The sequence below is a fragment of the Brevibacillus fulvus genome (assembly GCF_016908525.1).
In the GTDB taxonomy this organism is placed as follows: domain Bacteria; phylum Bacillota; class Bacilli; order Brevibacillales; family Brevibacillaceae; genus Brevibacillus_G; species Brevibacillus_G fulvus.
In genome coordinates this window covers 122,466-148,597 of the sequence record NZ_JAFBEB010000008.1, presented here as the reverse complement: position 1 = coordinate 148,597, position 26,132 = coordinate 122,466, and the positions used below count along the sequence as shown (strand labels likewise).

General features: G+C 47.9%; 28 protein-coding genes and 11 tRNA genes. 33 read left to right on the top strand and 6 right to left on the bottom strand.

All coding sequences use genetic code 11. From position 1 onward, the window contains the following. Positions 1 to 79 precede the first annotated feature (79 nt). The 13 genes from JOD01_RS12970 (at position 80) to JOD01_RS12910 (ending at position 3,856) form a co-directional block, all read left to right on the top strand. Positions 80 to 156: transfer RNA gene (locus JOD01_RS12970), tRNA-Met, on the top strand. Positions 157 to 170: 14 nt separating this feature from the next. Next, a tRNA-Asp gene (locus JOD01_RS12965) sits at positions 171 to 247 on the top strand. A gap of 82 nt (positions 248 to 329) precedes the next feature. Next, positions 330 to 405, top strand: a tRNA-Thr gene (locus JOD01_RS12960). A 9-nt stretch (positions 406 to 414) separates the two neighbouring features. Next, positions 415 to 499, top strand: a tRNA-Tyr gene (locus JOD01_RS12955). A 16-nt stretch (positions 500 to 515) separates the two neighbouring features. Beyond that, positions 516 to 591, top strand: a tRNA-Lys gene (locus tag JOD01_RS12950). 19 nt (positions 592 to 610) lie between these two features. After that, positions 611 to 697, top strand: a tRNA-Leu gene (locus JOD01_RS12945). Between the two features lies 1 nt (position 698). Further along, positions 699 to 774 (top strand) — tRNA-Gly (locus JOD01_RS12940). Positions 775 to 777: 3 nt separating this feature from the next. Then, positions 778 to 854, top strand: a tRNA-Arg gene (locus JOD01_RS12935). A gap of 11 nt (positions 855 to 865) precedes the next feature. Further along, a tRNA-Pro gene (locus JOD01_RS12930) sits at positions 866 to 942 on the top strand. Positions 943 to 957: 15 nt separating this feature from the next. Beyond that, positions 958 to 1,045 (top strand) — tRNA-Leu (locus JOD01_RS12925). Position 1,046: 1 nt separating this feature from the next. Continuing rightward, a tRNA-Gly gene (locus tag JOD01_RS12920) sits at positions 1,047 to 1,120 on the top strand. A 710-nt stretch (positions 1,121 to 1,830) separates the two neighbouring features. Further along, positions 1,831 to 2,382, top strand: coding sequence for a GNAT family N-acetyltransferase (locus tag JOD01_RS12915; RefSeq protein ID WP_204518746.1), 552 nt, complete (start codon positions 1,831 to 1,833; stop codon positions 2,380 to 2,382). A 1-nt stretch (position 2,383) separates the two neighbouring features. Then, entirely contained in the window at positions 2,384 to 3,856 is a 1,473-nt protein-coding gene (locus JOD01_RS12910; protein WP_204518755.1) for a methyl-accepting chemotaxis protein, read from the top strand. Between the two features lie 233 nt (positions 3,857 to 4,089). Here JOD01_RS12910 and JOD01_RS12905 read toward each other — a convergent pair whose 3' ends face one another. Continuing rightward, positions 4,090 to 5,250, bottom strand: a complete 1,161-nt coding sequence (locus JOD01_RS12905) for a sensor histidine kinase (RefSeq protein WP_204518745.1) — start codon at positions 5,248 to 5,250, stop codon at positions 4,090 to 4,092. Between the two features lie 320 nt (positions 5,251 to 5,570). On the opposite strand from JOD01_RS12905, the gene JOD01_RS12900 reads away from it, so the two are divergent. From JOD01_RS12900 to ytfJ, 8 genes are all read left to right on the top strand, one after another. Then, entirely contained in the window at positions 5,571 to 6,224 is a 654-nt protein-coding gene (locus tag JOD01_RS12900; RefSeq protein WP_204518744.1) for a TerC family protein, read from the top strand. A gap of 85 nt (positions 6,225 to 6,309) precedes the next feature. Further along, positions 6,310 to 6,894: a YkoP family protein gene (locus tag JOD01_RS12895; protein ID WP_204518743.1), complete on the top strand. Its 585-nt coding sequence runs from the start codon at positions 6,310 to 6,312 to the stop codon at positions 6,892 to 6,894. Then, on the top strand, positions 6,891 to 8,036 hold the full coding sequence (locus tag JOD01_RS12890) for an MGDG synthase family glycosyltransferase (protein WP_204518742.1): 1,146 nt from the start codon (positions 6,891 to 6,893) through the stop codon (positions 8,034 to 8,036). The genes JOD01_RS12895 and JOD01_RS12890 overlap by 4 nt, the downstream gene beginning before the upstream one ends. 59 nt (positions 8,037 to 8,095) lie before the next feature. After that, complete coding sequence (locus JOD01_RS12885; protein WP_204518741.1) at positions 8,096 to 8,299, top strand: alpha/beta-type small acid-soluble spore protein; 204 nt, start codon at positions 8,096 to 8,098, stop codon at positions 8,297 to 8,299. Between the two features lie 149 nt (positions 8,300 to 8,448). After that, positions 8,449 to 9,123: an N-acetylmuramoyl-L-alanine amidase family protein gene (locus JOD01_RS12880; protein ID WP_204518740.1), complete on the top strand. Its 675-nt coding sequence runs from the start codon at positions 8,449 to 8,451 to the stop codon at positions 9,121 to 9,123. A 226-nt stretch (positions 9,124 to 9,349) separates the two neighbouring features. Beyond that, a complete protein-coding gene (locus JOD01_RS12875; protein WP_204518739.1) occupies positions 9,350 to 10,321 on the top strand; it encodes an S-layer homology domain-containing protein in 972 nt (323 codons plus the stop codon). 62 nt (positions 10,322 to 10,383) lie between these two features. After that, the gene (locus JOD01_RS12870; RefSeq protein WP_204518738.1) at positions 10,384 to 11,016 is read left to right on the top strand and encodes a DUF2953 domain-containing protein; all 633 of its coding nucleotides are present in this window, start codon (positions 10,384 to 10,386) and stop codon (positions 11,014 to 11,016) included. Further along, complete coding sequence (ytfJ, locus tag JOD01_RS12865) at positions 10,989 to 11,441, top strand: GerW family sporulation protein (protein ID WP_204518737.1); 453 nt, start codon at positions 10,989 to 10,991, stop codon at positions 11,439 to 11,441. Before JOD01_RS12870 ends, ytfJ begins: the two co-directional genes overlap by 28 nt. 37 nt (positions 11,442 to 11,478) lie before the next feature. On the opposite strand, the gene JOD01_RS12860 is transcribed toward ytfJ, so the two are convergent. Next, complete coding sequence (locus tag JOD01_RS12860; RefSeq protein WP_204518736.1) at positions 11,479 to 12,021, bottom strand: hypothetical protein; 543 nt, start codon at positions 12,019 to 12,021, stop codon at positions 11,479 to 11,481. 195 nt (positions 12,022 to 12,216) lie between these two features. Beyond that, positions 12,217 to 15,663, bottom strand: coding sequence for a pyruvate carboxylase (pyc, locus tag JOD01_RS12855; RefSeq protein ID WP_204518735.1), 3,447 nt, complete (start codon positions 15,661 to 15,663; stop codon positions 12,217 to 12,219). A 223-nt stretch (positions 15,664 to 15,886) separates the two neighbouring features. Between pyc and JOD01_RS12850 the strand changes: the two genes are divergently transcribed. The 4 genes from JOD01_RS12850 to JOD01_RS12835 all read left to right on the top strand — a co-directional run bounded on the left by JOD01_RS12850 (position 15,887) and on the right by JOD01_RS12835 (position 19,222). Next, a complete protein-coding gene (locus JOD01_RS12850) occupies positions 15,887 to 16,426 on the top strand; it encodes a hypothetical protein (RefSeq protein WP_204518734.1) in 540 nt (179 codons plus the stop codon). 105 nt (positions 16,427 to 16,531) lie between these two features. After that, complete coding sequence (tpx, locus tag JOD01_RS12845; RefSeq protein ID WP_204518733.1) at positions 16,532 to 17,053, top strand: thiol peroxidase; 522 nt, start codon at positions 16,532 to 16,534, stop codon at positions 17,051 to 17,053. Between the two features lie 173 nt (positions 17,054 to 17,226). Then, entirely contained in the window at positions 17,227 to 18,198 is a 972-nt protein-coding gene (locus JOD01_RS12840) for a S66 family peptidase (protein ID WP_204518732.1), read from the top strand. A 115-nt stretch (positions 18,199 to 18,313) separates the two neighbouring features. Beyond that, complete coding sequence (locus JOD01_RS12835) at positions 18,314 to 19,222, top strand: RluA family pseudouridine synthase (RefSeq protein ID WP_204518731.1); 909 nt, start codon at positions 18,314 to 18,316, stop codon at positions 19,220 to 19,222. Here JOD01_RS12835 and JOD01_RS12830 read toward each other — a convergent pair. Then, positions 19,219 to 19,494, bottom strand: a complete 276-nt coding sequence (locus JOD01_RS12830; RefSeq protein WP_204518730.1) for a hypothetical protein — start codon at positions 19,492 to 19,494, stop codon at positions 19,219 to 19,221. The two genes, JOD01_RS12835 and JOD01_RS12830, sit on opposite strands and share 4 nt — an antisense overlap. 143 nt (positions 19,495 to 19,637) lie before the next feature. On the opposite strand from JOD01_RS12830, the gene JOD01_RS12825 reads away from it, so the two are divergent. Further along, positions 19,638 to 19,808 carry a hypothetical protein gene (locus tag JOD01_RS12825; RefSeq protein WP_204518729.1) on the top strand — a complete coding sequence of 57 codons (171 nt, stop codon included), beginning with the start codon at positions 19,638 to 19,640 and terminating at the stop codon, positions 19,806 to 19,808. Between the two features lie 71 nt (positions 19,809 to 19,879). On the opposite strand, the gene map is transcribed toward JOD01_RS12825, so the two are convergent. Next, positions 19,880 to 20,626 (bottom strand): type I methionyl aminopeptidase, encoded by a 747-nt coding sequence (map, locus tag JOD01_RS12820; protein ID WP_204518728.1) that lies wholly within the window; start codon positions 20,624 to 20,626, stop codon positions 19,880 to 19,882. Positions 20,627 to 20,755: 129 nt separating this feature from the next. On the opposite strand from map, the gene nadE reads away from it, so the two are divergent. Beyond that, on the top strand, positions 20,756 to 21,508 hold the full coding sequence (gene nadE / locus JOD01_RS12815) for an NAD(+) synthase (RefSeq protein WP_204518727.1): 753 nt from the start codon (positions 20,756 to 20,758) through the stop codon (positions 21,506 to 21,508). A gap of 102 nt (positions 21,509 to 21,610) precedes the next feature. Then, positions 21,611 to 21,841, top strand: a complete 231-nt coding sequence (locus JOD01_RS12810; RefSeq protein WP_204518726.1) for a hypothetical protein — start codon at positions 21,611 to 21,613, stop codon at positions 21,839 to 21,841. Positions 21,842 to 21,910: 69 nt separating this feature from the next. Here the strand turns inward: JOD01_RS12810 and JOD01_RS12805 are convergent, their stop codons facing one another. Then, positions 21,911 to 22,390, bottom strand: a complete 480-nt coding sequence (locus tag JOD01_RS12805; RefSeq protein WP_204518725.1) for a DUF2062 domain-containing protein — start codon at positions 22,388 to 22,390, stop codon at positions 21,911 to 21,913. Positions 22,391 to 22,623: 233 nt separating this feature from the next. On the opposite strand from JOD01_RS12805, the gene JOD01_RS12800 reads away from it, so the two are divergent. The 5 genes from JOD01_RS12800 to JOD01_RS12780 all read left to right on the top strand — a co-directional run bounded on the left by JOD01_RS12800 (position 22,624) and on the right by JOD01_RS12780 (position 26,073). After that, the gene (locus tag JOD01_RS12800; protein WP_239565440.1) at positions 22,624 to 23,241 is read left to right on the top strand and encodes a DedA family protein; all 618 of its coding nucleotides are present in this window, start codon (positions 22,624 to 22,626) and stop codon (positions 23,239 to 23,241) included. After that, positions 23,238 to 23,759, top strand: coding sequence for a YkvA family protein (locus tag JOD01_RS12795; protein WP_204518723.1), 522 nt, complete (start codon positions 23,238 to 23,240; stop codon positions 23,757 to 23,759). The genes JOD01_RS12800 and JOD01_RS12795 overlap by 4 nt, the downstream gene beginning before the upstream one ends. A 37-nt stretch (positions 23,760 to 23,796) precedes the next feature. After that, positions 23,797 to 24,744: a 3'-5' exoribonuclease YhaM family protein gene (locus tag JOD01_RS12790; RefSeq protein WP_204518722.1), complete on the top strand. Its 948-nt coding sequence runs from the start codon at positions 23,797 to 23,799 to the stop codon at positions 24,742 to 24,744. 97 nt (positions 24,745 to 24,841) lie between these two features. Continuing rightward, the gene (locus JOD01_RS12785) at positions 24,842 to 25,831 is read left to right on the top strand and encodes a hypothetical protein (RefSeq protein ID WP_204518721.1); all 990 of its coding nucleotides are present in this window, start codon (positions 24,842 to 24,844) and stop codon (positions 25,829 to 25,831) included. Next, complete coding sequence (locus JOD01_RS12780) at positions 25,828 to 26,073, top strand: hypothetical protein (protein ID WP_204518720.1); 246 nt, start codon at positions 25,828 to 25,830, stop codon at positions 26,071 to 26,073. Before JOD01_RS12785 ends, JOD01_RS12780 begins: the two co-directional genes overlap by 4 nt. The last annotated feature ends 59 nt before the right edge of the window (positions 26,074 to 26,132 follow it).

Sequence of the window (26,132 nt, the reverse complement as noted above, 5' to 3'; positions counted from 1 at the left end):
GGCTTAGCTCAGCTGGGAGAGCATCTGCCTTACAAGCAGAGGGTCGGCGGTTCGATCCCGTCAGCCTCCACCATATCATCGCGGGATGGAGCAGCTCGGTAGCTCGTCGGGCTCATAACCCGAAGGTCGCAGGTTCAAATCCTGCTCCCGCAACCAAATATTTTAGTCATGGAGCTGTGGTGAAGCTGGAGTTCACGCCTGTCTGTCACACCGGAGGTCGCGGGTTCGAGTCCCGTCAGCTCCGCCATCAATTTGAAAAAATTGCTTGGCGGTTTAGGTAAATTGATTATTTTGTTTTTAAGTTTAGTGTGGTATAATATTTATATGTTGCCGGTGTAGCTCAATTGGTAGAGCACCTGACTTGTAATCAGGGGGTTGTGGGTTCAAGTCCTATCGCCGGCACCACTGTAAACTGGGGAGATAGCGAAGAGGCTAAACGCGGCAGACTGTAAATCTGCTCCCTATGGGTTCGGCGGTTCGAATCCGTCTCTCCCCACCATGTTTTTTACTTGTGGGAGCCATTAGCTCAGTTGGTAGAGCATCTGACTTTTAATCAGAGGGTCGAAGGTTCGAGTCCTTCATGGCTCACCATTTTAAACAAAATATTCATGCGGTCATGGCGGAATTGGCAGACGCGCTAGATTCAGGTTCTAGTGGTGGCAACACCGTGGAGGTTCAAGTCCTCTTGACCGCACCATGCGGACGTAGCTCAATTGGTAGAGCGTCGCCTTGCCAAGGCGAAGGTCGCGGGTTCGAGACCCGTCGTCCGCTCCATTTGTGCCCTTAGCTCAGCTGGATAGAGCGTTTGACTACGAATCAAAAGGTCGGGAGTTCGAATCTCTCAGGGCACGCCATTTATTTTTCTCGGGAAGTAGCTCAGCTTGGTAGAGTACTTGGCTTGGGACCAAGGGGTCGCAGGTTCGAATCCTGTCTTCCCGACCAGTTTGCATACATCATGCCGGGGTGGCGGAATAGGCAGACGCAACAGACTTAAAATCTGTCGGGAGTTTCTCCCGTACCGGTTCAAGTCCGGTCCTCGGCACCATGCGGGTGTAGTTCAATGGTAGAACCCCAGCCTTCCAAGCTGGTCGCGTGGGTTCGATTCCCATCACCCGCTCCATACATGTGAGGAAAGATAGAGTGAACTTAACTTCGCTCTGTCTTTTTTTTTGGTCAAAAATACTTTGCTCAGGGAAGCACCGTAGTCCAACACTTCAAACAAAACCGTTTGTTGCCGTTGTCGTTAAAAATTGATAGGTGAAAAGAAGAGACAAAAAAACTCTTTCAGCTTAAAAGAGTTTTTTGTTAAGGCTCTATAATTTTAATGCAGAGTTATCATCTTTTGACGTTCGACTAATGCTCCCGTTAGCTTAACAGGAATTGGATGAAACGCCCTTTTCCCCCTCGGTTTTAATGTACTGATTCTCTCCATTCCCGTAATGATTGGTTTTGCACGCTTGACTAAGGTTTGCGTACTTTCAAGAGTCAGGGATGTTTGGTGGGCAGTTTCATAAAACTTTTCGAACGATTCTCCCCGTTAGGTGAGAAAGAAACGTGTTGCTCGCAGTTCATTGATTAAACGACGATCGACAGAGGAATAAGGTTCGAAATATTGGATATCTTTTTAAAGTTGAAAACGTAATGGTAAGGTATTGCAAATCTATTATTTTGTATGATATTGCATAAAATGGGTGTTTTTAAATCATCAAAAACTACCCATAACAGTAGAAAAATAGCAGGAGGAGAGACGGATGAAGCAACTGACTTATCGATAAAGAGTAAGCTGATTTTGGAAATACAAACGGTAATGATAGCAAAGAGGAGAAGCCTATGTATAAACGTGTAGATTCCAAAGAATTACTTGATACATTCCATCGCATCAAAGAAGAGGTATGGAATGAAATGGGGTTTGAAATGGAATATGCCAAAAAAGGGTCTGACCTTTTTTTGCTGCTTGGAGAGGATGGACAACCTGGAGGAACGATCGAGTTTACACCGATTTCGCAGTCTACCGATTTTATAAAAAACGTATTTTTGGATGTTCTGGAAGAAGGCCTGCATTATTTCGAAGGTGACAGTCTTGCCGTCCTGCCAAAGTATCGCGGGAAACTTGGACGCATGGCAGTTTGTCTGATGGTTGATTATGCCGAAAAGCATGGATTTACGCATATGATAGGGATTGCTGATCCAGCCTTTTATCAGCAATTAATCAATAAGTATAAGTTGCATGTGAAACAAGTAAAGGAAGCATTTTTCTACAAAGGGGCTGATGTGATCCCCGTTGTCATTGATATAAAAGAAGTTTTTGAAAACAAGCATCATCCAAGGTTTTCCTGGTACATACCACAAGTTGAGCAGAAAGAAGGGACATTAATTGGTTAATATGGATCTATTGAGAAGAAGAAACAATTGGGTCGTGTTTGTATTTGCCAGCATCATTACAGTCGTTCAGCTGTTGAATTTGATATTAGGAATCCCATTAACCTTTGTTTTAACCATTCTTGGGATTTTATATGGAGTGTTAGCTCCTTTTGTCTATATCTCCAATCGTCCGAACTTGCAAGAAAAAATGGCTCCCGTAATGAAGTATTTTATTTTCCTGGTAATTGGGGCGTTCTATTTCATCGTGTTGTCATTGGACCCCCATATTATCAACATTATGTCAATGATGTTCTACGTTGCGGTCATGGGGATTTATCAAGACAAGATGATGAACTTCTTGACGATCATTGTATCGATGGGAATTGTTTCATACTACTTTTTTACGCAAGGAGAACTTATTTTTCATTCCAGCAATGCAGTTGATCTTATTTATTTCCTTCTGACCTTTTGCTTTGTATCGTGTGCGAATTTATTGCAATCATTGTTTAATAACAAGCTGCAAGCTGAAAATGAAAGGCAAAGGATGGAAGCTGTTGAATCCAGTAAATCACTGCAAAAAATGCTGAATGGCATTAATGCTTCACTCAACTCAATTAAAGCGTACCAGGATGAATTAAACAAAGCCACCGATGGTGCGAACAATCGTGCTTTTGAAATCGTTTCTTCATTAGATGAAATGATACGTTCCTTTGATGAACAAACGCAACACTCGAATCAACTGCGTATGGAGATCGGGTCGACCAATGATCAAGTCGATGATATGACTCGCTCCATTAATGAAATGCACGACTATGTTGTATCTACCCAAGAAGCAACATTTGAAAGCGGAAGACGAATCGAGAGCCTTGGAAATGATTTGGAAAGTTTCAATCAAAGCATTGAGTGTACCAATCGTTTAATCCAGGAACTTTACAAGGAAACAGAGTCGATTGAAAAGATCATTCAAACAATCTCCGACATTTCCGCACAAACGAATCTTCTGGCATTGAATGCGACGATTGAAGCATCCAGAGCAGGGGAACATGGGCGTGGATTTGCTGTGGTTGCCGAGGAAGTGAGAAAACTTGCGGAATCTTCCAAGGCTTCTTCTCAGTCGATCGCACAGCTGCTCTTGACCATTCGAGAAAAAATGCGCCTTGCTTCGGACACGATCTCTCAATCTCAAGAATCTGTTGAAAAAAACGCACAAGGCATGACGGAGATAAGGGAAATTTTTACGAACGTGGGTTCTTACATGAAAAACTTCTCAGAGAAGACGAGGTATCTGCAGGGGTTCATCGGAAATGTCAGAGGAATGATGCAAGAAGTTAGTGCGACAGTCGATCTGAACGCAGACATTACGAATCGGAATAAGAACAGTTTACAAGAAGTGTTAGGACTCGTTTCCCAACAACAAGAAGAGATCGTAGAAATTTCAAATGGATTTGGCAAAGTGGAGCATCAAATCGCCAATCTGCTCACCCAAGAAAAATAAGATATGGATATGAGCGGAAAACGTGTCTGCGGTGACATCAACTGCAGAATATGTCGAAGAATGCAAGTAAAATACTGTGGTAGAAACATATGTTTTCATGTAGAGTATGAGTAAGATCGCTTACCAACGGGTAACAGATCTCTTGGCTTGCCTCCTGTACGGAACAGGAGGCTTTTTTGCGCTGCGCGTTGTTAGCTGTTGTCCGTTGCCAACCGATACGAAAGGCAAAGAATCTAGGATACATCAGAAATTTGATTGACCTGACTATGAAGCGGCAAAGTGATAATAAACCGGGTAGCTTCGTGGTTCGACTCGCAATGGATCGTGCCATGATGTTTTTCGATAATATTTTTGCAAATCGATAAGCCGATTCCGGTTCCATTTTGCTTGGTTGTAAAAAAAGGCTGGAAAAGGTTGTCCAACACTTCCGCTGGAATCATCTCCCCGTTATTTTCAACGTTTAACAACAGTTGGTCATGTTCGCACGAGGCGGTGATGGAAATGCGTTTCTCCGCGCAATTTTGCACAGCATCGATCGCATTGCTGATCAGATTGACCAGGACTTGCTTGAGCCCCTCCTCATAGCAATCGAGATAGCAGCTGCAAACATTTTTGGAAAAAAGGATATTTTCCCCCACCAAGCGCGGTGTGATCAGCAATTCAACCTCATTCAGCAGCTGCTTGATTTCAACCTTTTTATAGATTTCGTCCAAAATCGGTTTTTTGGAGAAACTTAAGAAGCCGGTGATTTGCCGGTGCAAGTTTTCAAATTCGTGCATAACAACACTAATATAGGATTGAACGGTCTTGTGTTCTTCGGTTGATTCCGAGATTAATTTCAGAAAACCTTCGATCGCGCATAACGGATTGCGCAGTTCATGCGCCATGTTCGCTGCGATTTTCCCCAGCATCGTCAACTTATCATTATGCAAATAGGAAATTTTCTCTTCCTTTCGTACCAGTTCTTTTGTAACCAATTGTTCAAAATGGAAAACTGCCCAATACATGCTTTCGTCCATCGCTTTTCCGATTTTTTGCTCCAGAAAGAGCACTTCCTCCTGTTTTAACGAGGAATTTTGAACAGCGGGACGGAACAAACTCCAAAAAACATTGCGGTGCAATTGATAAGCACGCAGGATGGAGGAAAATGGAAATTCCTGGGCCATCAGCCACTCGCTCATTTCATAAGACCAGGATTTCATGATTTCCTGAACATCTTCTACCAGGTAAAGGGCGATCAGAACGGTTCGTTTTTCCGCATAATCAAAGGGGAGCGATAAGGGTGTCGAGGTGCTGCGCTCAATTTCAGACAGCCAAGTTTTGGTGATTAGCGGTGCCAACTCCAGTATTTTATCTTTAAAACAATGAAGATTCAGAGACATTGTTTCGACCATCGTATTCACCCCTTAATCATCGTAAGAAAGGTTGTCCACAAATACAAGGTAGAAATCTCCTATTTTTGGCAGAAAGGTAGGAGAATATGTCTAATAATGGATCGGTAAAGTGTGAACGTTCGCCATCAATGTATAATTATGTAAATTTACCCATCGTTTTGTCAATAAACCCATTATAGCGAATAATCTGAAAAAGAAACAATGAAAGTTTGCGACAAAGCGTTGCAGAAAATGCGGGTCAAAATGACACGAAAAGACTTCATGTCCAGAGCGGCAGCCGCATAGAGTAAAAGGGACAAAGTAGGCTGCGGGAGGACAAGATGGACGGGCAATTCATGCTTAATTTTCTGCAAATCATGTTGATCGACCTCGTGTTAAGCAGTGACAATGCGGTTGTTATCGGTTTGGCATGTCGGGGATTGCCAAAAGAAGAACAACAAAAAGCCATTATCTATGGAACGTTTGGCGCAATTCTGCTGCGCATCAGTTTGACAGGAATGACCACATGGATGTTGGATATTCCTTTGTTAAAAGCGATTGGCGGTTGTTTGCTGCTGTGGATTTCATATCAATTGTTGACGGAAGAAGACAAGGAACAAAGCGATGTCGTGTACAGCAAATCGCTTGTTCAGGCTGTCAAAACGATTATTCTTGCCGACTTTATTATGAGTCTGGACAATGTGTTGGCGGTTGGCGGCGCCGCTCACGGAAACTTGCTGCTGGTGTTGTTTGGATTAGGCTTCAGCATTCCTTTGCTGATGTGGGGCAGCACATGGATCGCTCGCTTGATGGATCGGTTTTCTATGCTGATTTATCTGGGGTCAGCTATTTTGGCATATACAGCAACGGAAATGTGTTTGGAAGACCCTTATGTGTGGAAAATGATCAATCCGCTGATCTTTCAGCAAGAATGGCTGCCGATGGTAGCAGCAATCCTCGTGATGGCTTTAGGCAAAATGAAACGTTCATCCTGACGGGGAAATCACCGGAGAGCTCTGTTGTTTTTTTTTCTTTTGGAAATACTAAGAGAAAGAACAAAGGGAAAGGATCAGAGTGGGGATGAATACGGGAATCTTGTTGCTTTGGGGCGTATGGGATCATATTTACCAACGCTGTACAAGGCTCAGATACGTAAATAAACAAAGCAATATTTTTCGCGTGGTCCTGCTGCGTTATCGCGGAGAAACATTGTTGACCTCCGACAACCGACAAATTTGTTCCGGTGACCTTATTCTCAAGTTACATATTCATAATTACAAGTTCGCCACCCTCTGCAAAGGAGTAAAGAATGAAACCAGAACAGCTTTACTGTTGCGGAAACAGATTGTTTCCTCATTGCCGTCTCTGGCCAGCTATCTCGCCTCCTTGCCGAGAGTGGGAGAAATCAAAGGGGTAGTCGGTACAACGATGCTGCATAAAGGGGTATCCCATCTGGGTTTTTCGGTGTCGGATGTGCCGATGAATTGGTTTTTCCGCTATAAACGCTGGTATCTGCGGATTATGATGCGCATCATTCATCCGAATGGCAAGGAACGCATCAAACGCTGGGACGATTGTATGCCTTTAAAACGGGTCTATATTTCCAAAGAAGAGTTGTTTCGCCTTTACCTTTCACCAAGAGAAGCAGAAAAGGAGCCGTCATGAACAAGAAAGTATTGATCATAACCGAAGGGTGGGCCGGCAGCGGGCATCGTATGGCGGCGGTTGCCCTGCAGCAAGTGTTGCAGGAACAGGCGGAGACCGAAGTTGTATTATTGGAGGGTTTAATGAACGTAAACCCACTGTTGCGGGAGTTATCCCGCATTTCTTATTTGCAGACAATACAGCATTTTCCTCGCGGATGGGAGTTTTTGTACCAACGAGGGCAACTTTGGCATTCGTTATTAAAAAAACCGTTAGGAAAATATCTTGGCAAGCGGATGCATGACCGAGTGATCCGATTGGAACGGCCGGATGTGGTCGTCCTTACCCACGCTTATTGTTTGGCAGCGCTGGCCGAAACAAAAAGGCAACTGGCTCAACCGTTTCAACTGGTCGTTGTCGTCACCGACTTTCATGTCAACCCGTTTTGGATTCATGAACAAGTGGATCGTTATGTCGTCCCGCATGAGTCCATCGGGGAAGAGCTGAGCATCCGACATGGTATCAGCAAGCATCATATTCATACTTATGGGATTCCACTGCGTCCGGCATTCGCCCACGAAGCACAGGTGAGCAAAAGAGAATGGAAACAGCGAGTTGGACTTGACCCTGACCGATTTACAGTCTTGATTAGCGGCGGAGAAGGAGGATATGGAGCGATCCGCAAGATTGTCCGCTGCCTGGCAGCACATGATCGCTCCCTGCAGCTGGTGGTGATTACAGGAAAGAACAAGCAGCTGTATCGTGAACTGCAACAGGAAAGCAAACTGGACAATCTGCCGTTATTGCTGCTCGGCTACGTCGAGAAGATGTGGCAGTGGATCGGGGCTGCAGACGTCTATATCAGCAAACCGGGCGGAATCACCTGTGCGGAAGCGTTGGCGCTGGGAACCCCGCTGATTTTCTATCAGCCTTTGCCCGGACAGGAACAAAAAAATTGTCAGTTCTTTCTTGAACAGAGGTGGGCCGTACACGCCGCATCCGAACAGCACATTTTGCAAATCATCCGCAGATGGCAGGCAGAACCTTCGCTCAGGTTAAATCTCAGCGAACAAATGAGACTTGCCGCCCGGCCCGATGCTGCCTATCGAACGGCGGAAATGATTGGGCAGTTAGCGACTAGAAACTGGCATTGCGAAGCATGAATGAACCATCTGTTGTTCACACATATTAAAGTTACAAACGGCTTAGGAGGTGAAAAGAGATGGCAAATAACGGAGGTTCTCGTAACAACCTGTTGGTTCCTCAAGCTAACCAGGCTCTCGACCAATTGAAATATGAAATTGCACAAGAGTTTGGTGTTCAATTGGGAGCAGACACCACTAGTCGCCAAAACGGTAGCGTTGGAGGAGAAATCACCAAACGTCTGGTTTCTTTCGCTGAACAGCAATTGGCTGGTCGTTCGTAAGTAATGAGTTTCGGGATAAAAGGCAGAAGGACTCGTTCCTTTTGTCTTTTTTGCTTTATACGGCAGGCTGCTAGATGCTGAAAGAAGATGAATGGACAGCACCGGAAGGCAAACAATAAAAAGAGCATGAGGAGAAAGGGAGAATCATCATGAAGCTTACGGGAGTGCTTGTTTTCCTGGCTTGTCTGCTGGCCGCTCCAGTCGCCTCGGCGATGGAAACCATCCCCGGCATAGATGTGTTGATCGATGCCGGACATGGGGGAGTGGATGGGGGAACATCCCACCAGCAGTTACTGGAAAAGAATCTCAATCTGCAACTGGGAAAACGGTTATACAAACAGTTATCCGCCAAAGGCTACCATGTAGTGCTCAATCGGACAGGCGATTATGCGCTCAGTGAAGAAAACAGCTGGTTGAAAAATCCTTCCCGCCATCTTCGCGATTTGGCCCAGCGAAAGCATCTGGCACTGGAATTGAATCCGCAAATTTTAATCAGTTTGCACGTCAACTGGTCAACAGACAGCAACCAGCGAGGAGCTGTTGTACTGTATCAGAAAACTAACCAGAGTTATTTTTTGGCTGAGCTGCTGCAAAATTCGCTGAACGATCTTTACAGGCAGAAGGAAAAGCCGGTCAAAGGCAGTACTTACTATGTTCTCAACCACTCGCCCTTTCCGGCGGTGATTATTGAGACGGGATTCATCAGCAATGCGCAAGATCGGTATTGGCTGACCAATTCCGAGCGGCAAGAGGAAATCTGTCAAGCAATTGTCGGCGCGATCGAACAATATTTTTGGCTCGTCGGCAAATTTTCGCATTCATAAGGAGTTGGCAAACAAATGGCCTTATTCATCAGTGCATTGTTGGGCTTATTGGTTTTATTGGCAATTGTCATTTATTTTTATTGGCGAAAAGTCAGAGAATGAATGCCGGGAAACCGCTTCTCTCGCGTTTTCAGCAAGCATAGCGGAATAAAAGGGTTTGTTTTTCCCGGCTTGTCCGCTACAATTAAAGTTATAGTTTTCCAGCAGAAAAAACAGCGGGAGAGTGATGACCATTACGAGGAAATGGCTGATAATCGGCTTGATGGCAATTTGCTTGTTGGCGTATGCACCGGTCGTTGGAGCCGAAACAACGACTGCAGCCGGCATGACTGACATTAATGGCCACTGGGCGCATGAAGAGATAGCGAAACTGGCGCAACGGGGTGTGGTTCACCCGGATGCGGCAGGGTTGTTTCGACCGGATGATCCGATCACGAGAGCAGAGATGTTCAAGATGATCGTGGCGGCAAAAATGATCAAGCCCGTGGCGGAGGGCGAGTCTCACTTTGCTGACCTTTCTGCCGACAGCTGGCTTGTTCCTTATGCTGAAACCGCCTATCGCTTGGGCATATTGGACGGTGTCAGCGAAAATGGACTGCTCTATTTGCACCCGGATGAGCCCGTACAAAAACAGGAACTGGTATCTGCTTTATTGCGGGCGAAAGGAGTTAGCGGGGAAGTCAACCAATTGCTCGGCTCAGAAGCCGGAAAACTTTTGGAAGCGTATCCTGATCAAGCGGACTTGTTGCCGCTGTTTAAACGCCCTTTTGCCTATGCGTTGATGCACCAGATCGTCCATCCCTATCAGGACGGAACGCTTCGCCCGGCACAACTGGCGACGCGGGCGGAAGCGGCATTTCTGGCTGCAACGCAGCTCCTGCCTTCCGATACGGAACCGCGTTTGACGGTAGCCGGTATGGAAATTCCGTATGAACACATGCTGACTGTCGAAAGCACCGCTTTTATCGAACAAAACCCGACCTATCTGGAGTGGCCGGTGCGAGAGGGAATCGTTGCGGTAGATCCTGAAGTGATCCCGCTCGGCACCCATTTATATATCGAGGGCTACGGTTATGCGGTGGCGGCTGATATTGGCAGCGGTGTCAAAGAGATGCATGTTGATGTATTTTTGCCTTCTCTTGAAGCGGCGCTCGCTTATGGAAGACAAAAGGACACCAAAGTTTATCTGCTTGATTAAAGCGTTTGGAACATATTCCCCGCCATTTTTACCCATACTATTGGGGGAAAGGCGGGGATCTTTTGTTTGGCTGGATGTTGGCATTTATTTTCGTGGTTATTCTCGTAATCTTGGTGCTGCTGTTTCTAACCCCGATCGGAATCAACATCACCTATGAGCGTACGAATCTGGAGGATCAATTGTTAGTGGTCATCAGCATTTGGTTCTTCATCACATTGCGGTTCAAGTTTTCATTCAGCAACCGCTCCTCCAAGCACAACAGGCACAATGAGAAGCAGGAAAAACAACAAAGCGGGGCAAAAACAGGCATGCTAATGAAATATGTCCCGCTGTTGTTGGAAGGGCTGCCCGAAATCAAACGGGTGATTCAACAGTTCATGCGCCATATTCGCTGCCGCGATCTGCAATGGCAAACCAAGATTGGAGTCGGTGATGCGGCAGGAACAGGGACTCTCATCGGCATGATTTGGGGAAGCAAAAGCTTGATCGTTTCTGTTTTGGCTCACTATCTGCGGCTGATCGGCATTCCCCGGTTTGATGTGCAGCCTGTGTGGAATAGCAACTATCTCCGCACGCGCTTTCACTGCATACTTACGTTTCAGCTGGGACACGCTATGATAGCAGGGGTAAGAATCCTATACTGGCTAAGGAAAGGGCGTGAGCAACAATGGCAGACCACCCCATCCAGGGTTTGATGAAGACAACCATGGAAAATTTAAAACAGATGGTTGATGTGAATACCATTATTGGCGAGCCGGTAGAAACCCCGGACGGCAGTGTTATTTTGCCGATTTCCAAGGTAGGATTTGGATTTGCCGCAGGGGGCAGCGAATTTGACACGACAGAACCTTCCGCTATCAATCACCCGTTCGGCGGCGGCAGCGGCGGCGGGGTATCCATTACACCCGTAGCTTTTCTGGTCGTGGGCAAACAGGGAATTCGCTCGATTCCGCTGGAAAATACCACCCATTTGTATGACCGTATTCTCGAATCGATTCCTCAGTTTGTTGACAAGATTGGCAGCATGATCGGCAACAAGGGCCAACAGTCGGGCAACAATAATAGCGACAACAATAACAGCAGCAACAGCGAAGATCATTTCGGCATCCTTCAAAATTAGGCAGAATCCCCATCCAAGCAAGGATGGGGATTCGTATTTAGAACAGCTGATTAAAAAACAATCCAGAGTATAGAGATTCCGTCAAAAAAAAGGAGGAGAGCCGGGCTTTTTTGTATGGATGTTCAATCGTTCCGTCAGACAGCCAGTTTGTCAGGGGAGTTTGTTTCCAGCTCAGCGCTTGTTGCCGAAGTTGGCCAGCCCATCCGGTCGGGCCGGCCAGCGCCTTCAGCACAGCGGAAAAATCAGCGGTTGCGCTTTCGTTCAATTGCTGCTGATTCAGTGCAAGCAACCCTTGTTCGTCGGCGTGGATTCCCAATTGTTCCAATTGGGCGCGGCATTGCTGCAAACTTGTTTTCATCCTTGTGGAAAACGGCTCCGCCGCGGGCAGCTTGCTCATCTTGTTGACCAGCTGATTATAAAGGTCCACCAGCCGGCTGGTTTGCTTCGACAACAGCGGAATGTCGCTTCCGCTGTTGCCCAGGTTAAACAGCAGGGCCGATGTCGAAGTTTCCGCAAACGGTTCGGTTGATTTTAACAGTTCGTCTGCCGACTGCTGCAACTCGGCAAGAGACTGGGTCATGCTCTCTTTCCAGCCCTGCTGTTTGTTTAGTAACGGTTGGACCAGATAATTCGAAACGGGAAAAACGGGTCCGGAAAGGGATGCGTGCAGCATTTGCATACGATAGCGTTGGATCGGGTATGACCTCGGGATGTTCGTTATGGCGGTTATCAGTTGATCACACCTCTCTTTCCAAAAGGAACATGCCTTGGCCAACTACTCCAATTCAATCAACAGGTCGCCCGCTTCGATCGCGTCGCCCGCTTTTACATGGACGGCCTTAATCTTCGCATCGCCGGGGGCTTGCAAAGTCGTTTCCATCTTCATGGCTTCGCTGACCAGAAGATGTTCCCCCTTGTGCACCTTGTCGCCTGCTGCCACCAGCACTTTCAAAACCTTGCCAGGCATGGAAGCTCCGAGATGATTAGGGTTTTTCGGTTCTGCTTTGGCCCGTCCTTGCGTCACTACCTTGGCTGCGCGATCGCGGATCGTAATTTCCCGCGGCTGTCCATTGAGTTCAAAGTAAATGATTCGTCGACCGTCCGGATGCAGATCGCCCACTTCGACGAGCTTGATAATCAGCGTCTTGCCGCGTTCGATGCTGACTGATGTCTCTTCGCCGGGACGCAGTCCGTAGAAGAACGTTGCCGTATTCAAATAGGACAAGTCGCCGTACTCCTTCAGGCTCTGGTCATATTGAAGGAACACTTGGGGATACATAATGTATGACAGGACGTCGAGCTCAGACGGTTCGCGGCCAATTTGCTCGGCAAGCTCTTGCTTAACGGTATCAAAATCAACAGGCGGCAGCAGTTCTCCCGGTCTGGCCGTGAAGCTTTCACGACCTTTCAGCACCAGTTGCTGCAACCGTTTGGGGAATCCCCCGGGCGGTTGCCCCAGGTATCCCTGGAAAAACTGGATGACCGATTCAGGGAAGTCGAGTCGATCTCCTTTTTCGTAAATATTTTCTTCCGTCAAGTTGTTTTGCACCATAAACAGGGCCATATCTCCGACGACTTTGGAGGAGGGCGTCACCTTGACGATATCGCCGAACATCCTGTTGACGGTAGCGTACATTTGTTTTACTTCATCCCACCGTCCTTCCAGTCCGACAGCTTTGGCCTGTTGCTCCAGATTGGAATATTGGCCGCCGGGCATCTCATGCAAGTACACTTCGGTATTGCTCGTTTTCATGCCGCTTTCAAACCCTTGGTACAGCGGTCTGACATCAGCCCAGTAATCGGACAGCTTCTGCAAATGTTCCAGATCGAGTCCGGTGTCCTGATCGGTATGCTGCAGAGCAGCGACGAGCGCATTCAGGCTTGGCTGTGAGGTCAGGCCGGACAAGGAGCTGACGCAAGCGTCAACGATATCGACACCAGCTTCGATCGCCTTCAGCAGCATGGGCAGCCCATTGCCGGAAGTGTCATGCGTATGCAGATGGATGGGGATGCCAACTTCTTCTTTCAGCGCGGTAATCAGCTTGTAGGCCGCATATGGCTTCAAAAGTCCGGCCATATCCTTGATCGCCAGGATGTGCGCTCCGGCTTTCTCCAGTTCTTTGGCCAAATCTACATAATACCGCAAATCATATTTGGTTTTGTTGGGGTCAAGAATATCTCCGGTATAGCAGATCGCCGCTTCGGCGATTTTGCCCGAGTTGCGGACAGCGTCAATCGCGGTTTGCATGCCAGGCAGCCAGTTGAGACTGTCGAAGATGCGGAACAAATCTATGCCATTTTCTGCAGAAGCTTTCACAAAGGATTGAATAACATTGTCGGGATAGTTGGTGTATCCGACCGCATTTGCTCCACGCAACAGCATCTGGAACAGGATGTTGGGGATTTTTTCCCGCAGCAGCTGCAATCGTTCCCATGGCGATTCACGCAAAAAGCGCATCGATGTGTCAAAGGTTGCTCCGCCCCACATTTCCAGCGAAAACAGGTTGGCGCCCAGCTTGCCGGTTGCTTCGGCAATGGCGACCAGATCGTAAGAACGGACGCGGGTAGCAAACAACGACTGGTGGGCATCACGGAATGTCGTATCGGTAATCAGCACACGTTGCTGGTTTTTAATCCAGCGAACCAGCCCGTCAACGCCTTCTTGGTCCAAAATTTGCTTGGTTCCCTCCGGATACGGTTGGGAAAAAGGCGTTTTCGGGATGCGCGGTGTATCAAAGTGCGGCTTCTTCTCCAATTTGGGCAAGCCGGGATAACCGTTGACGATCACATCGCCGATGTAGTTCAACAGCTTTGTCCCCCGGTCTTGCCGGCCAGGAAAGATGAACAGCTCCGGTTTCGTATCAATAAAGGAAGTATCGTATTGGCCGGAAAGGAAATCCGGATGTGTGACGACATTTTCCAGGAACGGCAAATTGGTTTTTACGCCGCGAATTCGAAATTCGCGCAAAGTTCTTAACATTTTGCGGGCAGCATGTTCAAACGTGTTGGCATAAGTGGAAATTTTGACAAGCAGGGAGTCGTAGTAAGGCGTGATGATTGCTCCGGGATAACCGTTCCCGCCGTCAAGCCGAACGCCAAATCCGCCGCCGGAACGCCAGGCGAGCAAACGCCCTGCATCAGGCACAAACCCGTTTTCCGGATCTTCCGTCGTCACCCGGCACTGGATGGCATAGCCGTTCATTTTGATTTGCTCTTGCGGCGGAATGCCGATTTCCGGGTCGCTCAAGGCATAACCTTCCGCAATTTTGATTTGGGCTTGGACAATATCGATGCCGGTGATCAGCTCGGTGATTGTATGTTCCACCTGAATGCGCGGATTTACCTCGATGAAATAAAAGCGTTGGTCGGGAGTCAGAAGAAACTCTACTGTTCCGGCATTGCTGTATCCCACTCTTTTCATCAAGGTCAGCGCCGACTGGCAAATTTGCTCGCGTAAGGCTTCATCCAGCGCCAAACTGGGGGCGACTTCCACCACTTTTTGGTGACGCCGCTGCACGGAGCAGTCGCGCTCAAACAGATGAACGATGTTGCCGTGCTGATCGCCGATGATCTGCACCTCGATATGTTTGGGCTTTTCCAAATAACGTTCCAAATAGACCTTGGCATTGCCAAAAGAAGAACGTGCTTCAGAGCGGGCGCGCTCGAGCGCTTCCTGCAATTCATCCTGGCTGCGGACGATTCGCATGCCGCGTCCGCCTCCGCCTGCAACGCCTTTGATAATAATCGGATAGCCATGCTCTTTGGCAAACAGCATCGCTTCCTGCAAGCTTTCGATCGGCTCAGGCGTTCCCGGGATGACGGGAATGCCGGCTGCAACCGCCAAATTTCGCGCTTCCACTTTATCGCCAAAGCGTTCAATCAGCTCCGGAGAAGGGCCGATGAAGATGATGCCGGCTTCTTCACACCTGCGGGCAAACTCGGCGTTTTCGGCCAAAAAGCCATAGCCGGGGTGGATCGCATCGATATCATTGCGTTTGGCGACTTCAATAATGCTTTCGATATCCAAATAAGCCTCGATAGGCCCTTTGCCCGCTCCCACCAAATAGGATTCATCGGCTTTGAAGCGGTGGATGGACACGCTGTCCTGCTCCGAATAGATGGCAACCGTGCGTATGCCCAATTCCGTTGCAGCGCGAAAAATCCGAATCGCAATTTCGCCGCGATTGGCCACGAGTAAGCGTCTTATTTTTTGACTGCCCATTTCTTTCCCTCCTATTTGTCGTTTATAACAAACTTTGTATAGTTTAAATATACAAAAAGAAGTAAGCAGTGGCACGCATTTTCCTTGTGTTTTTGGAAAAAAATGTTTGGAAGACACACAACCGTATAACGGAAAAGATTTATGCCGAGAATGGTAAGGAAAATGCGTTGTTATAAAAAGTAGCGTCGGGCATTTTTGGCCGACCAAAAAAGGAGGAAGCATCGTGGAATTGTTGGATGCTTTACCAAGTCACATATGGCGCTTGTTAATCCCCTCCTGCCATTGGCTGCATGCCGCTGAGTTGCCTGAAGACGAGTTGATTTTTCATTATCGCGATCGGCTGTATTTCGTGAACGAAGATGGTTCAGTGATTTCCGCAGCCAAACCTGCTCATTTGGAGTGGATGGACCTTGGTTCTTTGTATGAATGGTTGGCCGCTTGTGAGGACACGTATGACTTTGACGACAACGGCGAATTTGATTATGGTTTCATTCTGAAACGCATGGGGTATCTGGCACCTGTCAAGCGGCAGCGGGCCAACACCTGCTACCAAATCAAGATCGTCAACCGTTCGGCGGGGCAGACCATGATGTCCAGCTATGAACTATATAAGGTCAGTTTTGAATTTGCGCTTTATCACGCTTTGCTGCGGTGCCATGAGTTAAACGAAAAAACGGAATGGCTGTTTGAACATGAAGTGAAAGAGATCAAACGAATAGAGCCGCACCGCCGTTCTAACGAGCAGATCCAATTTCAATCATAGTCAGAGAAAGTGTAATCATTCCCAATTTGCATAGTGAAAACAGAAAAAAAATGAGGTATGATGTTCTAGGATACATATTAACAGTCTGATTGGAGGGTGGCTCTAATGACCAATACAGTTGAACGCCATGGTGTCGTTACTTTTAAAGACGCTCCTGTGACTTTGGTGGGTCCTGAAATTAAAGTAGGGGACCAAGCACCAAACTTTACTGTCCTTGCAAATAACTTAACTCCTGTTACCCTGGATGATTCCAAGGGAACGGTGCGCATCATCTCCGTTGTTCCATCTTTGGATACAGGTGTATGCGATGCGCAAACTCGCCGCTTTAACGAAGAAGCTGCCAAATTGGATGGAGTGACCATTTTGACCATTTCCGTCGATTTGCCGTTTGCGCAAGCCCGTTGGTGCGGTGCGGCCGGAATTGACAAAGTGCAGACCTTGTCTGACCATCGGGATCTCTCCTTTGGCCTTGCATACGGTGTGGTTATGAAAGAACTTCGTTTGTTGAGCCGGGCTGTTTTTGTTGTCGATTCCAATGATAAAGTCGTCTATGTGGAATATGTGCCGGCTGTTGGGCAACATCCGAACTACGAAGCAGCGATCGAAGCAGCGAAAGCGGCAAAATAAGCTTAACGAAAAAGTGTTCTCGCTTTAAGCATGAACCAGGTTGTCGAGTGCAAAACTCGGCAACTTTTTTTATTTTCGGGCAGCAGCGAACAACAATCCGGATAAGACTTCTTTTGACTTGAATGACAACCGTATCCATGTTAGAGTGGGGGGAGATAAGGGGAGAGTTTGCGATGAAACCGACCAGCCTGCAACATGGAGACGAAATCCGGGTGATTGCACCGAGCAAAAGCTTGGCAATCATCGAGAAAGATGCGCGAGAAATTGCGGCGAAACGCCTGGAGATGTTGGGATTCCGGGTCTCTTTTGGCCGCCGCGCAGAGGAGCGGGATGAATTTGATTCTTCCTCTGTGGAGGCCCGCTTGGCCGATCTGCACGAGGCTTTTCACGATCCAAACGTAAAGGGCGTGCTGGCAGCGACGGGCGGCTTTAATGCCAATCAGCTGCTCGCAGGGCTTGACTATAAACTGATTCAGCAAAACCCGAAAATTTTTTGCGGATATTCCGATATAACCGCCTTGGCCAACGCGATTTATGCCAAGACCGGACTGATTACTTATTCAGGACCGAATTTTTCGTCTTTTGGCATGATGAACGGATTTGAGTATACATTGGAGCATTTTCAAAAATGCCTGATGGATGGCCTGCCGTTTGAACTAAGCCCTTCGTCCGAATGGAGTGACGATTCGTGGTACCGCGATCAGCAAAATCGGCGGTTTTTCCCAAACGGCGGTTATGAGGCGATTCGATACGGCAGCGGGGCAGGGCGGATCGTCGGCGGAAACCTCTGCACGCTCAATTTGCTGCAAGGAACGCCTTATATGCCGTCGCTGGATGGAGCGATCCTGTTCCTTGAGGACGACCATGAAGTGACGCCGGAGACTTTTGATCGCGATTTGCAGTCATTGCTGCATGTGCCTGACAGCAACGGAATTCGCGGCCTGGTGATCGGACGGTTCCAGCGAGCTTCCGGAATGACCGTGGAAAAGTTGCAAACAATCATTGCCAGCAAACCGGAATTGAACCATATTCCGGTCATTGCCAATGCAGATTTTGGGCATACCACTCCGATTTTCACCTTCCCGATCGGCGGATACGCTCGTCTGGAGGCAGCACCAGAGCGAGTCCAATTGTGGATTGAGTGACAGCAAATAGCTTGCGGTTTGGCACCTCCTTTTCTTGGGGAGGTGTTTTTTATCGGCTTTTTGCCAAACTATTTATATCGTTACAATACGGAGCGACCCCGGCAAGGAGAAGACAATGTTGGAAACAGTTTTGCAATTTACAGTAACCGCACAAGAGGCGGAGAAGACTTTACGGGAAGTATTGACGACGCAATTTGGCGTATCGCGACGTCTGTTGACCAGGGCCAAGCATCAGGGACGAATCTTGGTAAACGGAGAAGTTGCCTTTGTTTCGGCACTCCTGAAACCGGGCGATCAAGTGGAAGTCATGATCGAACAAGAACAGACGGAGCATCTGCAGGCGGAGCCCATGCCATTGGCGATCCGCTACGAAGATCAGGACATGCTCGTCTTGGCTAAACCGGCGGGCATCGTGGTCCATCCGACAGGGAATCATCATCAGGGCACGTTGGCCAACGGAGTGATTGCCTATTGGCAGGCAAAAGGAGAGCATCGCCGGTTTCGGCCAGTCAATCGCTTGGATAAAGATACTTCCGGGCTAATGATTGTGGCGAAAAATCAGTGGGCCCATGAACAGTTTTCCCGCATGCAGCAAGAGCGGACGCTAAAACGTTATTATCAGGCGATTGTTGAAGGAGTTATGGAACAACCGGAAGGGGTGATCGAAGCGCCGATCGGCCGCGCTGACCACTCCATCATTGAACGGGAAGTCAGGGAAGACGGACAGTACGCGCGAACACACTTTACGGTATTGGCGCAAGGACCGCAAGCGGCTCTGGTGGAACTTTCGCTGGAGACGGGCCGAACGCACCAGATTCGCGTCCACCTCAGCTATATGGGACATCCGTTGCTGGGCGATGATTTGTACGGGGGAAGTCTGGCTTTGATCAACCGGCAAGCTTTGCACGCCGTGCGGCTGTCGTTTTTGCACCCGCGCTCCCAAGAGCGGCTGGACTTTTACGAACCATTGCCGGAGGATATGGAACAGTTGCTGAAACAGGTTATCGGCAAACAGCAGCATTAAGGCTTGGTTCGTTTCGGAACGGTTGTTGGCCAAATGCGGCTGTAATCGGAAATCGCATCCCTTCGCAACGGGCGATCATAGTCAGTGGAGGTGCCGCTGTTGACAGGGGGACCATATGGCGTGACATTTGGTTCAGAACCGTCCGGCCGTACTACGCTTTGCTGATAATAATAGTTAGGGTCGCTGTAAGATGTCGTCCCGGGTCGGCTCGTTGGTTGGCACCCGGTGAGCAGAACAACGACGAACAAACACATTCCGCACTTTCGCCTCATACGATCACCTCGGCTTTAGCATAAACCAATCACTTGCGCTTCATGCAGGGCAGTGCAGACGTCCGACAGGAATTCAGACAACAAACGGCCATTTCCTGCATACAGTAAAAATTGGAAGGAAGCTACATAGGGAGGGAACGTTTGTGTATTTGGGTGTCTTCGATATCAACCAACGCTTGGAACAAACACGCAAGGTACTGCGCGAAAAACAGCTTTTGAAGCAATTGATTGAAGAGGATATTCGCGAACTGGAAAAAGATATTCGCGAGATCGAAGAGATGGTGGACCGTTTTACAATCAAAACAACCCGTTAAAAAAAATGGCGAACTGCTTGTGCAACAGTTCGCCATTTTTTTATCGGCTTCCTCAAGAAAAGCGGCGCTTCTTACTGTTTGGTCAAAATGACCGGTCCATCGCTGGTAATGGCAATCGTATGCTCGTATTGGGCGGACAATTTGCCGTCTCGTGTCCGTGCCGTCCAACCATCATCATCCACTTTGGCGTGGTATGTGCCGACATTTAACATCGGTTCGATCGTAATCACCATGCCTTCCTTCAGACGCGGTCCTTTTCCGGCTGGACCATAGTGAGGAACATATGGCTCTTCATGCATCGTTTGCCCGATTCCGTGTCCGGTAAAATCGCGGACAACGGAAAATCCGTTTTGCTCGGCAAAGACTTGAATCGCGTGGGAAATATCGCCGATCCGGTTTCCGACAACCGCTTGTTCAATCCCCAAGTAGAGCGATTGTTCGGTGACTTTCAGCAGGCGTTCGGCTTCCGGGGAAACATTCCCGACGGCATAAGACCACGCCGAGTCGGCAAGCCAGCCATTCAGGTTGACGACCATATCGATCGTCACGATATCTCCTTCTTTTAAAGGCTGTTTATTGGGGAAACCGTGGCAAATGACATCATTAACGGAGGCGCAAGTAGCAAAAGGATAGCCCTGGTAGCCTTTTTGCTCCATCGTCGCGCCATGTTTTTCAACAAAGCTGGCGGCGAATTGATCGATCTCCAATGTCGTGATGCCCGGGCGGATCAGTTTGGCAATTTCTTTATGACAAGCGGCCAGAATCTCCCCGGCTGCTTTCATCTTTTCGATTTCTTGTTGACTTTTGAGGGTGATCACATCAATTTCTCCTTACCTTTTAAAATTGGCTCTCTTATAGTGTAGATCAATTTACCTGTGTTTGCCACAAACAAATCTTGCATGATAGGATAAAAGGAGCTTAGAACATGTGATCTTGGAGGGATGGGAATGGATAAATTTGAGGAATACCTGCTGCAATACGAAGAACGCCTGGAAGAAGATATTGCCAAACGGGTCGCGTTTATCCGGGAACAGGTCGATGGGCAAAAACTTGGTGGTGCCGTCGTGGGGATTTCCGGCGGAATCGACAGTGCTGTCACGGCTGCTCTGTGCGTCCGCGCATTGGGCAAGGAACGTGTCATCGGCGTGTGGATGCCGGCATACTCGCAAGCTGTCCATGCGGAAGACTCGCGGAAGCTGGCTGAGGCGATCGATTTAAACCTGGTCACCGTCGATTTAAGCAAGGCGTACGATGCTGCGGTCGCGGAAATTTCCAAAGTGCTGGAACTGGACGACAAGACGAAAGGGAATACAAAAGCCCGTCTGCGGATGACTACTCTGTACGCGATCGCGAACCAGAAAGGATATCTCGTCATCGACACATGCAACCGCAGCGAAGTGTATGTCGGCTATATGACCAAGGGCGGCGACGGCTTGGCCGATATTAACCCGGTGGCCAGCCTGACAAAACACGAAGTGCGGATTATGGCTCGTCAATTAGGGATTCCCGAATCGATCCTGACCAAAGCTCCGTCCGCGGATCTTTGGGCCGGACAAACGGACGAGCAGGAGATGGGCTTCACCTATGAAGATTTGGACCGTTTCTTGCTCACAGGAGAAGCCAACCCCGAAGCCAAGGAGAAAATCGAATATTTGCATCGGATTTCCGAGCATAAACGTCGCGCGATGCCGGAAATTTAACCATGGAAATTGCTGGATTTACAGTCATCCGGCATTGATTAATCGAATTAATTGTAGGATAATAAAGAGTACTGATTGATTTTGGATGAGAGGTGGCTACATATGTCTACGACCGAATTGATGTTGAGGACAACATTGGAAGGACGTGTGCTTCGCACTTTGCAAACCTACTTTCGCCGTCCCAATGATGTACTGATTCGCGAAAGTCTGCATGCCAACGGTTTGAGCCGGGAAGATGCAGATTTCACAACCGATCTGCTGCTTACACAAAAGTATACGGTCGGAGAAATTATGGAACAATTACGCGCCAAGGGAGCTTTTGATAAAAAGTAAACTTCATCCGCAAAAAAACGGCTGTTTCCTGTTGGGGACAGCCGTTTTTTTATGTCAGTCATTTTGGTTTCAGTCATTTTGGCTAAGGAAACGCCGCGACCGTTTTTTACGATACCATTGAAGGACAGAATAGACCAGAAAATAACTGGCGATGGAGACGATCAGTCCGACGACGAAACTGCCCGTAAAGTAAGCAATGCCGTTTCGTTTCATCCAGCTGAGCCAACCGAACGGGGAATGACCGCCCTGGGCGAGATGGTCTTGCATGTGTTTGCCGACAAGCGTGCCGCCTACTTTCAAGTTAATCACCATAAAGACGGGCAGAACGAGCTTGCCGATGACAAAACCGATCAAAGAAGAAGAAAAACTGGAGCGAAACAGCAAGTTCATGGGATAAAGCAAGAGGAAAGCCAAACCAAACGTAGGCAACGTGATGAATTCGATGAATATTCCAACGGAAAAGCCACGGGCGACAAAAGACGGAGCACCTTTCATCCGAATCAGCTTGTAGTATTCGTATTTTAGTTTTCGATAGATTTTTTTCCACATGGTTGGCTTGTCCCTCATTTTTATGAATTGACTGTTTTCATTATATCGAAAAAATCGCAATATAGCCACGCAAAACGCAATTTTCCACGCAGTTACATCAATTTTCACTCTTTTTCTCCTGTTTTCGCAACTTTTATAACCAGTGACTGGAAGAAAAATTGGCTTTCCTGCTGCTATTTGGCATAATGAAAGAGCCGGTATTTGTTAGAAGAGTGGTGAGCTGATTGCAAGAGATGGTGGTTGCATTTGGGGCCTACATAGCCGAATACGGTTATATGGCGTTGTTTGGCCTGTTTTTTCTCGGAATTATCGGTATGCCGTTACCGGAAGAGACATTGCTGGTCTTTTCGGGATTTCTGGTTTCAACCGGCCAATTGAAGTTGTTTCCGACCTATCTGGTATGTTTTTTGGGCTCCGTCCTGGCGATGACCACGGCCTATTTCATCGGTCGTTGTTTCGGGTATGCCTTTATCGATAAATACGGGAAAAAGCTGGGATTGGGGTACACTGTATACAAAAAAACCGAGGAATGGTTCAACAAAGTCGGAAAATGGGCGTTGCCGCTTGGCTATTTTATCCCCGGCGTCCGCCAATTTAGCGCTTATTTTGCCGGAATGACCAGAATGCCGCTCTTTACTTTTTTGTGGCTGACGTACTCCGGCGGACTGTTTTGGAGCATTCTGTTTATTACGTTGGGATGGCAGCTGGGAGAACGCTGGGAACTTGTTTTTGCAGCCGTCTCGCGCAATCTGGCGATCTTCTTCTTGTTCGTCATTATAGTGCTTGCGGGATTGTCCTATTGGAGATGGAGATCAACGACTTCCAAAACGAAACGAGGGATAAAAAAATGAATCAGGAACAGCCGGACAATAAATTGCCTGTCGTCCAGCAACCGAAAGAGCTGGTGCCCATCCCTTTGCCAGAGGAGCATCAACGTTTTTACGACAAGCTGCGAGCCAAAATTGAAGCGTTTATTAAAGAACGCGGTGTACAAGACCGCGTTGCTCAGTTCATACTGCTGGCCCCCGATCTGTTTGTCGTGCTGGCCAGACTGATTTTGGACAAACGTGTGCCGCTTTCTGCGAAAGCACTGGCGGGGGCGGTGGTCGCCTATTTTATTACCCCGTTTGATTTTATTCCGGAGATGTTGACCGGTCCCGTTGGCTGGCTGGATGATGTAGTGCTGGCGGTGTATGCGCTGCGCAAAATTCTTGTCGATGTCGATCCGCAAATCGTCAAAGAACATTGGAACGGGCAAGAAGACTTGCTTGAAGTCATTACCAAAGTGATCAAGGCCGCCGATGAACTGGTTGGCAAGAAAATCATCCGGAAGCTGGAAGAGACTTTCTTCCGCAACGGAAAAAAATAAATTGGGACGTCTGCAAGGGAGAGAGAAGGAAACAAAGATGAAGTACTTGCTTGAGTATGAAGAGGGAGAGAGAGTGATCGCTTTCTGCCTGGTGAAGAGCAGAGAGGTAGCGGTCGCGTCGAATCAAAGTGAATATATGAATCTTGAGCTGGGGGACAAGTCCGGGAGCATCCAGGCGAAATTGTGGGATGTAACCGACGAATTGAAAGAATTGATCCAGGTCAAGGCAATTATCAAGATAGATGCCTATGTGCAAAACTATCGCGGGAAAAAACAACTGGTACTGCAACGGGTCCGACTCGCTTCTTCGTCTGATGAAGTCGCGATGGATTCATTGGTCCCGACCACTGCTTTCCCACTGGAGAGCCTGTGGGATGAAGTCGAAGCGCGGTTAGCCGAGATTAAAAGTACAACCCTGCGCGCGGTGGTCGACGAATTAATCCATGATCAAGAGATTTCGGAGAGATTGCGCAGTTTTCCGGCAGGTGTCAAAATGCATCACCACTATTTTGGCGGGCTGTTGGAACATACGGTTTCCTTGTTGAGACTGGCGGAACGGCTGCTTCCTTTATACCCCCAGGTCGATCGGGATGTGCTGTTCGCTACCTGCATTTTGCACGATATCGGCAAAATTTACGAATTGTCCGATCCGATCGCGCCTGATTATTCAACACCGGGGCAACTGATCGGCCATCTGGTCATGGGAACGGAGATGGTCAGTGAGGCATGCCGCAAGTTGGGCATTTCCACGACCGATCCGGAGATTCTTCATTTGAAACATTGTATTCTCAGTCACCACGGAGAAATGGAGAACGGTTGGGGAAGCGCCGTTTCCGGAAAGACCCCGACCGCTGTCTTGTTTCACTATCTCGATCAGATTGACAGCAAGATGAACGCTTTGGGGAATACGCTGCGCGAAGCGGACGAAGCGGAAGAATGGATGTACGCTTCTGTTCTTCGCCGCAAGATTTGGCGCGGTTTCTAAATACTTTGCTGCCGCAGTAGGATTTTTGCGGGTTTTCGTAGAATAGGAAGATATTCCAACATAATTTCGATTGCGAAAATGTAAAAGGAGAAGGTTCATGAGACGGCCAACCTATACACCAGCAAGTATCATCAAGAAGGTATTTCGGCCCGGGGAGCGTTCTCTTCCCAAAACAGAAGTTTGCTTGCGTATTGAGGAGAGCGGTTTGTTTACGGCACAGTCGCCAGAAGATAGCGAACGTTTGCTGAATGCCGTGTTAAACATGGAACACTCCCCCGTCCGGATTGGACGATCTGAAGCGATCATCGAATTAACGCATCAATCCCACCAGTTATTTGATCTCGCTTATCGTTTTTTACGTCTGTCCAACATGCCCAAAGCAATGGAACAAATTGTGCCTGAGTTGCGCAGACAGACCCAGTTTTCCTGGAATCAAATCAACCGGCTGTTAATTCTTCAGCGCGATCCGCGTTTTGTCCAGTTTGAATCGGACAAGCGCTGGTATTTGGCAGATTGGAAAGTCGCCAACGACACGGTCGCACAGTTTATGCAGGAACATCAAATATCCGAGATTTCTACTCGTTCACTTCCGTATTTTCTTGATCAAGAGGTCGGTTTGCCTGCTGAAGCCCATCTATTTTTGCCGGAATTGGATGAGCGGTTCCGGCTTGACGGAGATACCCTGCTTTTTGTATTACCGGAAAAAACCGCGCAAGGCGGGCAAGAAGAGCTCGTACAGGAAACGAACGATTCCACCGTCGAACTTGTGCAACCGAACGAACAGCAAGTTGCTGTGAGCAGTCATGCCGAGGTCGCGGCAACTTTTCAAACAATGGAACATAGCTCCAAGGAGGAAATTACAATGAACGGCAATCAAATGCAAACTACTTATACCGAAGTGCATCAACTTATGCGTCAAGCATTGGAGCGACTGGAAGCACGTCATCAACAGATGGCGCAAGAGGTCATTTCCTTTTTTCAACAAAGCGATATGCAATCAATAGAAATATTGATGAAAGAGAAACATAAAAACGAACAGGTGGCACTTGGCATTCAGCAAGTGCTGGCAACGATTGAGCAGCAATGAACGAGACCGAGGCAATCATAAAGCTGGAACACAGGTTTGACCTGCTGCGCGAGGTTGTGGCTAGCTACCGGATTCGCCTGGAACATATGGAAGCGGAAGTAGTTCAATGGTTCGCTGCCAATCAGCTTTCCGAAATCTCCCGCTGCATTCAGGAAAAGCAAAAAATCATGCTGCGAATAGAAAAATTGGAGAAGTTTATAAAGAAATGGGAAGCAAATGCCGAATTAACAATTGAACATTAAAAATGCTTTAAACTTGATTTCACTACATTAGATGCGGTATAAATAGGGGGATTGTGGCA

Bases quoted from the DNA above. Each gene is read 5' to 3' on its own strand.
- JOD01_RS12915 (WP_204518746.1), top strand. From the start codon at position 1,831: ATGTATAAACGTGTAGATTCCAAAGAATTACTTGATACATTCCATCGC.
- JOD01_RS12910 (WP_204518755.1), top strand. From the start codon at position 2,384: ATGGATCTATTGAGAAGAAGAAACAATTGGGTCGTGTTTGTATTTGCC.
- JOD01_RS12905 (WP_204518745.1), bottom strand. From the start codon at position 5,250: ATGGTCGAAACAATGTCTCTGAATCTTCATTGTTTTAAAGATAAAATA.
- JOD01_RS12900 (WP_204518744.1), top strand. From the start codon at position 5,571: ATGGACGGGCAATTCATGCTTAATTTTCTGCAAATCATGTTGATCGAC.
- JOD01_RS12895 (WP_204518743.1), top strand. From the start codon at position 6,310: ATGAATACGGGAATCTTGTTGCTTTGGGGCGTATGGGATCATATTTAC.
- JOD01_RS12890 (WP_204518742.1), top strand. From the start codon at position 6,891: ATGAACAAGAAAGTATTGATCATAACCGAAGGGTGGGCCGGCAGCGGG.
- JOD01_RS12885 (WP_204518741.1), top strand. From the start codon at position 8,096: ATGGCAAATAACGGAGGTTCTCGTAACAACCTGTTGGTTCCTCAAGCT.
- JOD01_RS12880 (WP_204518740.1), top strand. From the start codon at position 8,449: ATGAAGCTTACGGGAGTGCTTGTTTTCCTGGCTTGTCTGCTGGCCGCT.
- JOD01_RS12875 (WP_204518739.1), top strand. From the start codon at position 9,350: ATGACCATTACGAGGAAATGGCTGATAATCGGCTTGATGGCAATTTGC.
- ytfJ (WP_204518737.1), top strand. From the start codon at position 10,989: ATGGCAGACCACCCCATCCAGGGTTTGATGAAGACAACCATGGAAAAT.
- JOD01_RS12860 (WP_204518736.1), bottom strand. From the start codon at position 12,021: ATGACCCAGTCTCTTGCCGAGTTGCAGCAGTCGGCAGACGAACTGTTA.
- pyc (WP_204518735.1), bottom strand. From the start codon at position 15,663: ATGGGCAGTCAAAAAATAAGACGCTTACTCGTGGCCAATCGCGGCGAA.
- tpx (WP_204518733.1), top strand. From the start codon at position 16,532: ATGACCAATACAGTTGAACGCCATGGTGTCGTTACTTTTAAAGACGCT.
- JOD01_RS12840 (WP_204518732.1), top strand. From the start codon at position 17,227: ATGAAACCGACCAGCCTGCAACATGGAGACGAAATCCGGGTGATTGCA.
- JOD01_RS12835 (WP_204518731.1), top strand. From the start codon at position 18,314: ATGTTGGAAACAGTTTTGCAATTTACAGTAACCGCACAAGAGGCGGAG.
- JOD01_RS12830 (WP_204518730.1), bottom strand. From the start codon at position 19,494: ATGAGGCGAAAGTGCGGAATGTGTTTGTTCGTCGTTGTTCTGCTCACC.
- nadE (WP_204518727.1), top strand. From the start codon at position 20,756: ATGGATAAATTTGAGGAATACCTGCTGCAATACGAAGAACGCCTGGAA.
- JOD01_RS12810 (WP_204518726.1), top strand. From the start codon at position 21,611: ATGTCTACGACCGAATTGATGTTGAGGACAACATTGGAAGGACGTGTG.
- JOD01_RS12805 (WP_204518725.1), bottom strand. From the start codon at position 22,390: ATGTGGAAAAAAATCTATCGAAAACTAAAATACGAATACTACAAGCTG.
- JOD01_RS12800 (WP_239565440.1), top strand. From the start codon at position 22,624: ATGGTGGTTGCATTTGGGGCCTACATAGCCGAATACGGTTATATGGCG.
- JOD01_RS12795 (WP_204518723.1), top strand. From the start codon at position 23,238: ATGAATCAGGAACAGCCGGACAATAAATTGCCTGTCGTCCAGCAACCG.
- JOD01_RS12790 (WP_204518722.1), top strand. From the start codon at position 23,797: ATGAAGTACTTGCTTGAGTATGAAGAGGGAGAGAGAGTGATCGCTTTC.
- JOD01_RS12785 (WP_204518721.1), top strand. From the start codon at position 24,842: ATGAGACGGCCAACCTATACACCAGCAAGTATCATCAAGAAGGTATTT.
- JOD01_RS12780 (WP_204518720.1), top strand. From the start codon at position 25,828: ATGAACGAGACCGAGGCAATCATAAAGCTGGAACACAGGTTTGACCTG.